Annotated in this window: 13 protein-coding genes and 2 tRNA genes; 7 read left to right on the top strand and 8 right to left on the bottom strand. The window is 43.1% G+C overall.

Translation table 11 applies throughout. The features are described 5' to 3' along the window. The first annotated feature begins 128 nt into the window (after positions 1-128). Positions 129-566 (top strand): DUF2721 domain-containing protein, encoded by a 438-nt coding sequence (locus tag M301_RS13595; RefSeq protein ID WP_013149361.1) that lies wholly within the window; start codon positions 129-131, stop codon positions 564-566. 29 nt (positions 567-595) lie between these two features. Here M301_RS13595 and M301_RS13590 read toward each other — a convergent pair whose 3' ends face one another. After that, positions 596-1,762 (bottom strand): PilT/PilU family type 4a pilus ATPase, encoded by a 1,167-nt coding sequence (locus M301_RS13590; RefSeq protein WP_013149360.1) that lies wholly within the window; start codon positions 1,760-1,762, stop codon positions 596-598. A 201-nt stretch (positions 1,763-1,963) separates the two neighbouring features. On the opposite strand from M301_RS13590, the gene M301_RS14635 reads away from it, so the two are divergent. The 3 genes from M301_RS14635 to M301_RS13575 all read left to right on the top strand — a co-directional run bounded on the left by M301_RS14635 (position 1,964) and on the right by M301_RS13575 (position 2,661). Next, positions 1,964-2,245: a hypothetical protein gene (locus tag M301_RS14635; protein ID WP_013149359.1), complete on the top strand. Its 282-nt coding sequence runs from the start codon at positions 1,964-1,966 to the stop codon at positions 2,243-2,245. 165 nt (positions 2,246-2,410) lie between these two features. After that, positions 2,411-2,486, top strand: a tRNA-Val gene (locus tag M301_RS13580). A 98-nt stretch (positions 2,487-2,584) separates the two neighbouring features. Beyond that, positions 2,585-2,661, top strand: a tRNA-Asp gene (locus M301_RS13575). Between the two features lie 66 nt (positions 2,662-2,727). Here the strand turns inward: M301_RS13575 and M301_RS13570 are convergent. Then, positions 2,728-2,964, bottom strand: a complete 237-nt coding sequence (locus M301_RS13570) for a hypothetical protein (protein WP_041359534.1) — start codon at positions 2,962-2,964, stop codon at positions 2,728-2,730. A 286-nt stretch (positions 2,965-3,250) separates the two neighbouring features. Between M301_RS13570 and M301_RS13565 the strand changes: the two genes are divergently transcribed. Further along, positions 3,251-4,600, top strand: a complete 1,350-nt coding sequence (locus M301_RS13565) for an NRAMP family divalent metal transporter (RefSeq protein ID WP_013149357.1) — start codon at positions 3,251-3,253, stop codon at positions 4,598-4,600. Between the two features lie 68 nt (positions 4,601-4,668). Here M301_RS13565 and M301_RS13560 read toward each other — a convergent pair whose 3' ends face one another. From M301_RS13560 to M301_RS13555, 3 genes are all read right to left on the bottom strand, one after another. Beyond that, on the bottom strand, positions 4,669-5,175 hold the full coding sequence (locus tag M301_RS13560; protein WP_013149356.1) for a DUF1993 domain-containing protein: 507 nt from the start codon (positions 5,173-5,175) through the stop codon (positions 4,669-4,671). A gap of 558 nt (positions 5,176-5,733) precedes the next feature. After that, on the bottom strand, positions 5,734-5,898 hold the full coding sequence (locus M301_RS14630) for a hypothetical protein (protein ID WP_013149354.1): 165 nt from the start codon (positions 5,896-5,898) through the stop codon (positions 5,734-5,736). A 261-nt stretch (positions 5,899-6,159) separates the two neighbouring features. Beyond that, the gene (locus tag M301_RS13555; protein WP_013149353.1) at positions 6,160-7,641 is read right to left on the bottom strand and encodes an amino acid permease; all 1,482 of its coding nucleotides are present in this window, start codon (positions 7,639-7,641) and stop codon (positions 6,160-6,162) included. 358 nt (positions 7,642-7,999) lie between these two features. Between M301_RS13555 and M301_RS13550 the strand changes: the two genes are divergently transcribed. Next, positions 8,000-9,412 (top strand): ethanolamine ammonia-lyase subunit EutB, encoded by a 1,413-nt coding sequence (locus tag M301_RS13550; protein WP_013149352.1) that lies wholly within the window; start codon positions 8,000-8,002, stop codon positions 9,410-9,412. 3 nt (positions 9,413-9,415) lie between these two features. Next, positions 9,416-10,213, top strand: a complete 798-nt coding sequence (gene eutC / locus M301_RS13545; protein ID WP_013149351.1) for an ethanolamine ammonia-lyase subunit EutC — start codon at positions 9,416-9,418, stop codon at positions 10,211-10,213. Positions 10,214-10,250: 37 nt separating this feature from the next. Here the strand turns inward: eutC and M301_RS13540 are convergent, their stop codons facing one another. The 3 genes from M301_RS13540 to M301_RS13530 all read right to left on the bottom strand — a co-directional run bounded on the left by M301_RS13540 (position 10,251) and on the right by M301_RS13530 (position 12,548). Continuing rightward, the gene (locus M301_RS13540; protein ID WP_013149350.1) at positions 10,251-11,384 is read right to left on the bottom strand and encodes a hypothetical protein; all 1,134 of its coding nucleotides are present in this window, start codon (positions 11,382-11,384) and stop codon (positions 10,251-10,253) included. A gap of 113 nt (positions 11,385-11,497) precedes the next feature. Continuing rightward, the gene (locus M301_RS13535) at positions 11,498-11,752 is read right to left on the bottom strand and encodes a DUF2798 domain-containing protein (protein WP_041359531.1); all 255 of its coding nucleotides are present in this window, start codon (positions 11,750-11,752) and stop codon (positions 11,498-11,500) included. Between the two features lie 61 nt (positions 11,753-11,813). Further along, the gene (locus M301_RS13530) at positions 11,814-12,548 is read right to left on the bottom strand and encodes an SDR family oxidoreductase (protein WP_013149348.1); all 735 of its coding nucleotides are present in this window, start codon (positions 12,546-12,548) and stop codon (positions 11,814-11,816) included. Positions 12,549-12,557: the final 9 nt, after the last annotated feature.

Below are 12,557 nucleotides of genomic sequence, written 5' to 3'. Positions count from 1 at the left end.
TTTTTTGTTTTTGTCGTTATACGTAAATCTACACATTAAAATAAATTGACGGGCTAGTGAATAAGGTCTAAATTTCACTGCATAGATTGATTAAACAACTCCTATCTTAGCAAAGCTTATTCCACATTATGATTGCCAACATCACCGATATTCACGCCGTTTCCGAGGCTATTCGCGACGCGGTAGCGCCTGTATTTCTACTCACGGGTATAGGTTCTATTCTAGGCGTGTTGATCGGTCGTCTAGGTAGATCTATAGACCGTGCGCGACTGTTAAACGATATGCCGCGAGAACAGCATGAAAAATTTAAGCATGAGTTCAAGATTGTCATAAAACGCACTAAATGGCTGAGGCGCGCAATTGGTTTGGCAACGCTGGCGGCTTTATGTGTGTGCGTTTCTATTGCTACTTTGTTTATTTCAGTCGAGACGGGTTTTAAAATGCCGCATGTAGTATTGCTGGCATTTATTTCGTCGATGTTTTCGGTGATTTTGGCTTTGCTGTGCTTTTTGCGCGAGATTGTGCTGGCTTCGCGTGAGGTGATTGTGTCATTTAATCATGACTAAACAGAGGGTAAACATACCCGCTGTTTAGCTTACATTGCTGCCTGAACTTCTGGGGCCTTTTCCTCTTTAGGCTCTTCATGCAAGGCAAACATACTGGTTGATTTAGCACCAGCATTTTTGCCTTTGAGTTTAAAGCGCAAACGTAATTCGGTGAGTGAGTCGGCATTTCTTAAAGCATCTTCTTCAGAAATGACACCGTCTTCACAGAGCTGGAATAAGGCTTGGTCGAATGTTTGCATACCCTGCTCCGTTGATTTGGCCATAATCTCTTTTACCATGCCTGTTTCACCTCTTAAAATCAGATCTGAAATCAAGGGTGAATTCAGCAGAATCTCAACAGCCGCACTGCGGCCGCCACCGACTTTCGAAACTAATCGTTGTGACACAAATGCACGTAGATTCAACGATAAATCCATATGCAGTTGCGCATGACGTTCTTCAGGGAAAAAGTTGATGATGCGATCAAGCGCTTGATTGGCGCTATTGGCATGCAAGGTTGCCATGCAAAGATGTCCGGTTTCCGCAAAGGCTAGCGCGAATTCCATGGTTTCCCTGTCGCGAATCTCGCCAATCAAAATAACATCAGGCGCTTGGCGTAATGTATTTTTCAGCGCATTGAACCAGCCGTTGGTGTCACGCCCTACTTCACGGTGAGTGACCAAACAGTTTTTACTTTGATGCACATATTCCACAGGGTCTTCTACTGTAATGATATGACCGAAGCTGTGTTCATTGCGGTAGTCAATCAGCGCAGCCAGTGTGGTGGATTTGCCCGAGCCTGTACCACCAACCAAAATCACCAAGCCACGCTTGGTCATCATCACTTCTTTGAGTACTTTAGGTAAGCCTAAATCCTCAAAGTTAGGTATTTTTGTGGTGATAGTACGCAACACCATGCCTATTTTTTCTTGCTGTAAAAACACATTCACTCGAAAACGCCCAATTTCTTTAGGCCAGATTGCAAAATTGCATTCTTTTTCAACCGCAAACTCGGCTTTCTGCTTGTCATTCATAATGGCATCAGCAAAGGCTTTGGTGAGTTCGCCTGTGAGCTTTTGCTGCGTGACTGGCGTCATTTTTCCATCTATTTTCATTGCTGGTGGAAAATCTGCAGAGATGAATAAGTCTGATGCTTTTTTGTCTAACATGGCACGTAAAAGATTGTGCATATAGGTCAGCGCTTGGTCGTTTGTCATGTTTTCTACTGTCAAAAATAGGGTTGAAAAGGGTTTGTTATTAGCTATTATTGCATGGAATGTGTGACATTGATGCGTTACGTCTTATGAAAATTATGCTCCACGACCCGCATAGATATTGCCTTGCAAGGCCTCTATTTTAGGTTGTATGATGCGCTAGCAGTCTTAATCTTAAATATTTAACCTGAGTAGAAAACAGCCATGTTCACTATACCCTCCATGTGGAATATTATTATTTCTACCATCGTGTTTGTGATTGCGGCATGGTATCTTCATCGCCTATTAGATGAGCATGGCATGCCCAAAGGCGTGACGCGTGGGTTATTGGTATTTGTGTTGGCTTATGTCGTTTCTTGGGCATCTGGCGAGTTGGTAGATTGGTCGCGTGAAAAGATGTATGGCCCTGAGCCAGTTTCAGAAGCGCAAAAAAATCTTAATGACGCGCTTGATCTATTAAAAGCGAACGGTATCACTTCGCCTTAGCTGGTAGGCTAGAGATTGCAGGCTAGATTACGAGCCAAATTTAAGCCAAGTTTCAAACTAAAATTGTGAATTATTCTTGAAATTGCAAATTATTCTAATTTTATTCAATCATGCTTGGAAAATTTCCTAAATTTCATGTAATATGCGCACCTCGTTAGTCAGGCAGGGTGCTTAGCTCAGTTGGTAGAGCGTCGCCCTTACAAGGCGAATGTCAGCGGTTCGACCCCGTTAGCACCCACCAAAGATCCTGCAAGTGTGGCTATCGTTTCTCGTTTTGTAAAAAATGAGTGAGCGAGTTTAAATGCGTTTTTGTTAAGTACAAGAAAGCGCATCGTTTTTGGAGTGGTAGTTCAGTTGGTTAGAATACCTGCCTGTCACGCAGGGGGTCGCGGGTTCGAGTCCCGTCCGCTCCGCCAATTAAAAAGCCCTACAAGCATTTAGCTTGTAGGGCTTTTTTTTTTCGTTGTTTATTACTGGTGATTTTACTTTTTAGCAGGTAATTTAGCAGCGCTACCTGTACTACCAGCGGCACCTGTTTTTGAGGGTGCAACAGCAGCTTTTTCTGGATGAGCAACTTTAACACCAAGGTCTGAGCGCATATGGGTTGAAGTAACAACGCCAGTGTCAGTTGGGCAGCCGCCCATCACGGTATTACATTGGTATGCAAATGCAGTTTGTGAAGAAAGTGCTAACGCTAAAGCAATCATGTTCAGTTTCATAATAAACCCCATATTCAAAAAATTTATAGCTGATAAGTCAGAATAAGCGGATTATTTCATATTTATTTAATTTTGTTTGTCATTATTTGTAAGAGATTATTTCATTTTGTATCGGTTTACATAGCCCTATCTATATGTTCTTGCTTCGTATTTTGACATTCAGAGGCTAATTTAGGGCATAGCACCTTGCTTGTATTGGCTTATACCAATCTGCAACCACAGCCTAGTTTTTAAGCGTACTATTACTCAAGCTGATATTTTTCCGCTGTGATAGTCTAAGGTAAAGATGCGCGCACGCTATAAACACAAGAAACCATTTTTACATCGCAGTCGCGAATTCTTAGGTGCGCCTATTCATGCGGTAGCACATCACAAACGCGGCATTGCCTTGCAGTTTGCACGTTTCCGCGCGGCGGGTTTGGGCGCATTCTCGGCGTTTCTCGCAGTGCTTGGTCCAGGCTTGCTTGCGGGTCTTTCAGACGACGACCCTGCTGGTATTACCACCTACTCTGTACTTGGCGCAGACCACGGTTATCGATTGCTTTGGATTATTCCAGCCTCAACCATTTTACTTATTCAGTTTCATATGATGGCGGTGCGCATAGGTGCGGCGACTGGCAAGGGTTTTGTTGGCATTATTCGTGAGCGTTGGGGCCACGGCTGGGGATACTTTGCGGTGATAGGCTTGCTATTTGCAAACTTCGGCACGATATGCGCGGAGTATGCAGGAATCTCTGCGGCCGGTTCTTTGATTGGAATTCCATCGTGGATTAGTGCGCCGATTGCTGGGGTGTTGATTTCTCTAATTGTTGTCTTAGGCTCGTTTCACAAAGTGGAGCGAGTTCTGCTCATTGTGTCTTCAACGCTAGCGCTTTATATTATTGACGGTATTCTAGCTAAGCCAGATTGGTCGCAAGTTTGGCAAAACTCCATCGTGCCGCATATGCCGACCAGTTCTATCGGATGGATAGCCATAGCTGCAACACTTGGCACCACGCTTGCCCCTTGGGGATTAGCATTTATTCAATCTTATGCGGTGGATAAAAAAATTACTGTCGCTAATTTGCGTTGGGAACGGGTCGATGTGCTGATTGGATCTGTACTGACGGGTGTGATTGGCCTTGCCATTGCCGTCGCCTGCGCAGCAACGCTTAATCGCGCTGGTGTGCATATCAACGATGCAAAAGATGCCGCGCTTGCTTTAAAGCCACTTGCAGGCTCATTTGCAACTGTGTTATTTGGTGCCGGTTTGTTAGGCGCATCGTTATTAGCTGCCGCGATTGTTCCATTGGCTACCGCGTATTCGATTGCAGAAGGTATAGGCGCGCCAGCTTCACTGGATTTAGATTCGAAACACTTTCAATTATTTTATGCGGCGTTTGTCGGCTTAACCGTGGCTGCCGTCAGCGTGGTTTCCTTGCCTAAGCTGCCATTGATTCCACTTATTTATACTAGCCAAGTAGTCAATGCCGTCATGTTGCCGCTGCATGTTGTGGCGCTTTACTTGTTGGCAAGTGACGCTAAGGTGATGGGCGACGCGCGTATTGGTGTGAAAGCGCGCATCGCCAGCTGGATTAGTATCGTTTTGATTGTTGCTTGTATTGCCGCTTTAGCGGTGAGCTGGGTTAGATCTTAATGCGCTATTGAGGTGGGCAGAAGTAAGCCCACCTTGATGATATTTTGAATTCTTAATTAACAGAATATTTATGTTCTTGGGCCAAGAAAATCTGGTTTACCAAGCTCTACACCGTTGTGGCGCAAAATATTGTAAGCAGTAGTCACATGAAAATACACATTTGGATTGGCCCATTTCAACAGGTAATCTTGCCCAGTAAATTTCAAATCAACCTTGCGCACCGTAATCGTCACTTCGCGAGATTCGCTGCCTTCTAATTGCGCAGGATTTATCGTATCAATAAACGCAATCGTTTTGGCAATACGTGCGTGTAGATCCGCAAAGCTTGTTTCGTTGTCTTCGAATTTTGGCACTTCAAGCCCAGCCAATCTTGCCGCCGCACCCTTGCTCATATCGGTGGCAATTTGTACCTGGCGAATGAGTGGGTACATATCTGGAAAAAGTCTTGCGTTTAGAAAAACAGCATGCTCAATTTTTTTCGCATCTGCATGTTCTTCACCAATTTTTAAAATAGTGGCTAGATTGCTTAGTGCACGCTTCAAAGGTGGAATAGCTATTTCATACATGTTGAGCATATTGATTTCCTAAAAATTAGAGATTGAATTAGGTGTAAATCATACGCTTAACATTAGCCAAATTTTTATTATTTTTTTGATTTAAATCAAAGTGTCTAATTAGACATAAATCGTATGATGTAGCTTCTTATGCTGGCTGGTGAAGGGGATAATAAGATGAGCTTTTTAGGATGGCAAGGTATAGCATCATTTGTCGGGATTGTGATAGTTATTGGATTGTTGCTATTGGTATTCGCAAAAGTAACTAGGTGACTATTTTTATTGTCCGGCTATTGGATTTGTTCAAAAAATAATCCACCTAATTTTACGCATCAGCCTATGATGAAGCCACGTTTAACGTTAGGAGAATTATCATGGCTAAAGGTCAAATTAAGAGTAACAAAGAAACCAGAAAACCTAAGAAAAGCAAAGATGTTGTAGTGCCTTCAGGCTCTATTATTCCAACAAAATCGAGCACGCTCAAAAAGTAGAGTCAGTTACCTTACCTGTAGATTAAGTGTAAATACGAGTTTTAGTCTGCAGGGTACAACACTAGCCAAGCATTTTAGCTACAGCACTTTAACCGAGGCTTTCGTGTGCTTCTTGGAAAGTCACTTCTTCAACATGATAGTAGTGATCTTCATACCAAACAGTCCAGTCTTCCGCACTGTGTAGTGCTATATCACGTTGTGAGTGCTCACTCACTAAGTTATTTTCTTCATCTACCACTTGATAAATAATCATTTTGCACCTCGCTTATAAGCTACATCTAGAGAATTCCTATTTTGATAATTTGCATCTTGTTACTATTACATCGGCAAGCTTGAGCACAAACTTTAGTGTTCATTGATGCTTGAGCTGGTAAGTGAACAATATCAAATAATTGTGGTAATCAATTCAACGAAAACGGGCTGATTATTAGTCCAATTTAAGGATGTAAAAAAGCCCGCTACGCATGGTGAGTGCGCAACGGGCTTTTAGAGTGAGTCTAAAGCTGAGTTGCTTTTATTCTTTCACAGTTGGAGGGCCTTTAAAGCGTTTGCTTTCGCCAAACACGTACCAGAACAGACCCATTACCACTAGCATGGCAATCGTTAAGTAGAGCACTTTTTCGTTAGGTGGTTGCATACCAACATAGGCCAGCAAGGAGCCACCTAACACAGCAAGTACCCCGATAGGTTTTGAAAGACCACCAAGATTAAATGGACCTTTGTGCTTCCAATTTTTACCTTCTGCTAATAATCCAGCCGCCGTAGGCATAACGTAGGAAATATACAAGAACACCGCTGAGCCTGTAGCCAGTACGAGGAATGCGTCACCATATAAAGTAGCTGCTATAGCTAAAATAGCAGATGTCCAGGTAGCGTTGATGGGTGTTTTAGATTTGCCATGCACTTTGCGTAACGCACTTGAGAAAGGTAAGCCGCCATCACGAGAGAAGGCAAACATCATGCGTGAGCAAGAAGTTAGGCAAGCCAAACCACAAAGAAAGTTTGAAACAAAAATACCAATAGATAATAAGATGCGTAAGCTATTAGGTAGTTGATGTAGTATGGCGTCAAAGAAGGTATACCCTTGTTTTACGCCATCAGCTAAGTTTGGCATGACCAACACAAAAGTAGACACCATAATAAAGCCAAAGACTGCAGAGTAAATTACAGCCTTAATAATACCTTTTGGCACATTGTTAGCCGCATCTCGTGTTTCTTCTGAGGTGTGCGCTGACGCATCAAAGCCAGTAATGGTATAGGTTACAAACAACAGGCCACTTAGAAAAGGTAATAAAAATCCTTCTTGTTTAGGCCACACACTTCCTTCTGTGCCAGTAAAGTTGGTGAAAGTGAACAGCTTGGAAAAATCAAGTGGTGTGCTAGTGAATGCCAACAAAGAAACCACAAGTGCAGTTGCAACAGCAAAAATTAAATAACCAGAAATGTCGGTCAATTTAGTAGTGAGTTTAGGTAAATAAGCATTCAAAATAGCTTGGATGATGGTGATGATTGCTATAAATCCAATTTGAAAGGCTTGACCCATGCTCTCAGGCGCAATGCCAAGCATAGGTGCAATAAGCGTTTTGAAGAATGGGTCATATACACCAAAGTTAACTGAAGCCACCACAAATATAAGGCCGAGTAAGTTAAACCAAGCAGTCACCCATCCGTAGCCTTTACCGCCTAAAATCGAGCCCCAGTGATACAGTCCGCCAGCAGTAGGATAGGCTGAAGCAATTTGCGCCATTGCCATTGCAACAACTAGCGCAAACACTCCGCCAACTGGCCAACCAACACCTAGCGAAAATCCACCGCCAGCACCCAAGCCCTGATTAAATGCGCTGATACCGCCCGCCAGAATACAGATAATTGAAAAGGAAATCGCAAAGTTAGAAAAACCACCCATATGACGATGCAGCTCTTGCTCATACCCCATTTTTTTTAGTTCTGCGGCATCCTGCTCTGCTGCCGAGCCTGCGTGTATTGTCTCACTCATTTTCTTACCCCCTAGATTTTAGTAAAAAAGCTTAAATTTGATGCGTTTAAGATTAAGTCTAATCGATGCTGCAAATACTAATTTTAGTCATTAATAAAACAGAACAGCTGGTGTAGATGTGTAAATGTAAAACAGTGTAGCTTTTCTAGTATAGATTTAAAATGGCGTAATGCAAGTACCAGTTTTTAATAAGTATTAAGTACCATTTTATGTCGTTAAAATTTTTTGATTAAGTACTCTTACACACTTAGCATTCACCAAAATCCAGCTTGCGGCTTTGTAAAAAATAGTCGCATAATGTATGTCATCAAATGACACATCACGCAGTAGTCAAATAGTGGCAAAGGTGAAATGCATCATGACATATAGCTATATTGCAGGCGCGCATACTTATCAGTTTGCTGATTTGAAAACAGTGATGGCGAAAGCCACTCCAGCTCGTTCGGGCGACTTTCTTGCTGGAGTAGCGGCTGAAACCTATGCAGAGCGTATGGCTGCCAGAATGTGTTTGGCGCAAGTCCCGCTGAAGCGGTTTTTAGAGGAGTTGATGATTCCCTATGAAACCGATGAAGTTACTCGCTTAATCATCGATACACACGACAAACAAGCATTTACTGAGATTAGTCACTTAACCATTGGTGATTTTCGCGATTGGTTACTCTCAGATATTGCCGACACCGCAACATTAAAGCGCGTGGCAAAAGGCATTACGCCAGAAATGGCGGCGGCGGTGAGCAAACTCATGCGCAATCAAGATTTGATTTTAGTCGCTAAAAAATGCACCGTCATTACTACTTTTAGAAACACAATAGGTTTGCCCGGTCATATTTCTGTGCGATTGCAGCCAAATCACCCGACTGACGATACGCGCGGTATTGCAGCTTCAATGTTAGATGGTCTGCTGTATGGCGCAGGTGATGCGGTGATTGGTATCAACCCTGCTACGGATAGCTTACCAGCGCTGATGGAGCTGTATTATTTGATTGATGATGTCATCAATCAATACAACATTCCTACACAGTCCTGCATTCTTACCCATGTGACCAACCAAATTCAACTGATTGAACGTGGCTCACCTGTAGATTTGGTGTTTCAGTCGATTGCAGGCAGTGAAAAAGCCAATAAAAGCTTTGGTATTGATATTGCCTTGCTGAAAGAAGCGCAATCTGCTGCGCTATCACTCAATCGCGGCACGGTGAAGAATGAATTTGGCGAGAGCAACGTCATGTACTTTGAAACAGGCCAAGGTTCAGCATTATCAGCCAATGCTAATTTCGGCGTAGATCAGCAAACTTGCGAAGCGCGCGCTTACGCGGTTGCACGACATCTATCGCCTTTGCTTACTAATACCGTGGTGGGTTTTATCGGCCCTGAATATTTATACGATGGCAAACAAATCATACGGGCTGGTTTAGAAGATCATTTTTGCGGAAAACTGCTAGGCGTGCCTTTGGGCTGCGATGTTTGCTACACCAATCATGCAGAGGCTGACCAAGATGATATGGATACCTTGATGACGCTACTCGCCACGGCTGGTTTAACTTTCATCATGGGCATTCCGGGTGCTGATGACATCATGCTCAATTATCAAACCACGTCATTCCACGATGCGCTGTATCTGCGTAAAGTGCTTGGTTTACGTGCCGCACCAGAGTTTGAGCGGTGGTTAAAAGCCATGAATATCATGGATGCGCATGGTCAGGTACAGCCAATCTCACATGTGCATCATATGTTGCAAAACATGCCTAAGCACTTACTGAATGCGGCCTAAATCATGACAATAAAACAAGATAACATTACCAATATAGACCCGTGGCAGCAGCTTAAAAGCTTTACGCGGGCGCGTATTGCAATCGGTCGAGTGGGTAGTAGCCTGCCAACTAGCGAGGTGTTAGATTTTGGCTTGGCGCACGCCATGGCGCGCGATGCCGTGCATTTGGCATTGGATGTCAATGCCTTAGAAGCAGACATCAAAACGCAGCAGTTTACGACTATTCAAGCTAAAAGTATGGCGCCAGATCGCGCCAGCTATTTGTTGCGACCTGATTGGGGACGTAGGCTGCATGAGCAAAGTTTGATGCGCCTTCAAAATGTCAGTCAAACTAAACAGATTGATTTTTTAATCGTGGTTGGCGATGGCTTATCTTCGCTCGCCGTGTCGCGACATGTGGTGCCGCTGCTTGCAGAAATGCGTAATCATTTGCCTAACGATTGGCACACAGGCCCTGTCGTGATTGCCAGTCAGGCGCGCGTGGCGATAGGTGATGAAATTGGGCAAGCGCTCAATGCCAAAATGGTCGCCATGTTGATAGGTGAGCGCCCAGGCTTGAGCTCGCCTGACAGTTTGGGCATTTATCTGACTTATCAACCTAAACTAGGTTTGAGTGATGCAGATAGAAACTGTATTTCTAACGTACGCCCAGAAGGCTTGCAATATGAGGCTGCTGCTAAAAAGCTCATATGGCTAGCTAAAGAATCCATGCGACTGAAAGTGTCTGGTGTGGCTTTAAAAGACGAAAGTGATATGCAAGAAATTGCGCAACAAACTTCGCCAGAACTGCCGAATTCATAGTTTTCATCAGGTGAAAAACTTAACTTAACTTGGCTTACTATGTTTTGCCTGTAGCGTTTGCAATCATTGCCTTGATTGCCAATTGCCTAGCCTTATCGGCTTCGTCAATTTGCGTAGGATCTTCTGTTAAAAGAGTCAGTATTTTTTCTGCAGCGCTATATTTCTTTAGCTGTGCAAGCTTCTCTGCAAGGTTTAGCACAACGTCTTGATCATTAAACCGCTTGATTTGACCATTTAAAGTAATGGCCTGATTAGCCCAAAGATTAAAAAATTCGTTTGATATCGATGGTTCAGTCGCAAGAGTGTTCAGTATATCTAAAATCGCTAGTATGTGATATTCAGTGACACTTTTAAGCTGTTTAGATCGTGAAGTTTTAGCAAGCTTGCTTAATGATTCGGCTTTAGTATCCACAACAAAAGGGATTGTAACGTCAATTAGCGCCTGCCCGCCTTCAACTGAAGCTTTGAGTATTTGGGCGATTAAATCATCTGCGTATTGCTCATAAAAGCTAGTGCAGGCTGGCGCATACTCATTTTTCAAAGATTCCCATTCAATGACTTGTTTGATGAGGTCGATTTTTTGTGAGGGTGTGCTGCCCATCGTCTGGTTGAGTGTCGTTGCGACTGATTGCCAATCGCAAATCTCAGGCGTCTTTCCCGGTCTTGCCCATTGAATTTTTGTAATGACTGATAGCTGGTTGTTTAATCCAATTTCTGCGGCGCTGCCTTGTTTCCCAAGCCTGCCAGTAAATACCGAGCCATCCTGAAAAAAGTGTATGTAAATTGCCCGAGTTAAGCTTGCCTGACCATCGCTCTGTATTAAGCGCATTTTTGTTGTGTAAGGTGAGTTGCCCGGTTTCATTTTTGGAACAGCTGCATAATGTGAGATTTTCTGCGAGCTATATACCGTCGCGCCGTAGCCATCTACATCAGTATTGCCGTGAATGATAGTAGCTGCCGTGCCATCTGCTTTATAGGCAACAAAATGGTAAGGTTTATTTGCCCAAGGTTTTTGGCTAACAGGATCAAGTACTTTAATGCGTAAGCTGAATTTTCCGAGACCAATCGAGCTTTCAGGCGTTACATCAATGAACTCTTCAGCGGCGGCTACTGGCAATACCAATATTAAATTCAGAATAACACTGTATAAAATAGACCTAAAAGCGACCATGTTTGCGATACCGTTTGTTTAATGATTATTTCTAATTTTAAACAAGTATAGCGCGTGAGTTTTGGATTGTCTTTTTACAGGAATGGCAGCAATTGCCTATTAGTCATTAAAATTTAGTTTTCTGTTGCCTCAACAAATACATTGAGCAGCTTATTCACCATAGGTGCAATCAGCAAAATAGCAATAAAAACGATAGGCCATGCGGTAATAAAAGCACCTAGCCATTGCCTAATATAGTGCTCATGTGAAGCTGAATGTAAATAGATAATGATGCCAGATACTATGAGCGCCGTATTGCATGACATGATGAGTGCAAATAACATAGTGCGAAAGCGAAGCGGTATTTTTTGATTGAGCACGTTAAACATCCTATTCAATTAATAGTCAATGCAGGCTAAGAGTTAGATTTAGCCTGCATCAATTAGCTTCTTACCAAGGTAAGTTTTCACCCATATGTGAAAAACCACCATTTGCGCCATCACTTGCGAGTGTCGCTAAAAGCACACTGGTTTTTCCGCCATCGGCTAATTCCATCGGCGCACTACTGCCGCCAAGTTCAGTTTTTACCCAGCCTGGATGTGCAGAATTGACTTTGATATTGGTATCACGCAACTCATGCGCCAAATGCACTGTGTAGGCGTTTAGTGCAGTTTTAGATGCGTTGTAAGCAAACGCTTTTGCTGGGTCTATTGGTGAATTTGGTGTGCTATGCAAAGTGAGTGACGCCAAAATGCTAGAAAGATTAACAATGCGTCCAGCAGGTGCTTTTTTGATAAGCGGTAATAGTTTTTGTGTGAGGTCAATCACGGCAAAAAGATTAGTTTGAAAAGTTTCTTGTAATACCTGAAGGCTGACTGTGCTGCTGTTGCTGCCCATCAATGGTTCTTGCAGTATGCCTGCATTATTCACCAAAATGTCTAGTTTTCCATAGTGTTTATTCAAATGCTCAAAAGCGTCGTCAGCAGATTTAGCTTGTTTTGCATCGTAATGAATGGCTTCAGCTTGATAGCCGAGTGCTTGTAGTTCTTTGGCGGCTATCGCGCCTTTTGCTAAGTCACGTACGCCAAGTACTAGTTTGATACCGAGTTCGCCTAAACCTTTGGCTGTTTCAAAGCCTATGCCACGATTAGCGCCAGTGATGAAGGCTACTTTTGTTGTTTCCATTTTTTTAAT

Source organism: Methylotenera versatilis 301, from assembly GCF_000093025.1.
Classification (GTDB): Bacteria; Pseudomonadota; Gammaproteobacteria; order Burkholderiales; family Methylophilaceae; genus Methylotenera; species Methylotenera versatilis.
The sequence above is the reverse complement of the archived record's forward strand: the minus strand, read 5'-3'. Positions and strand labels throughout refer to the sequence as shown.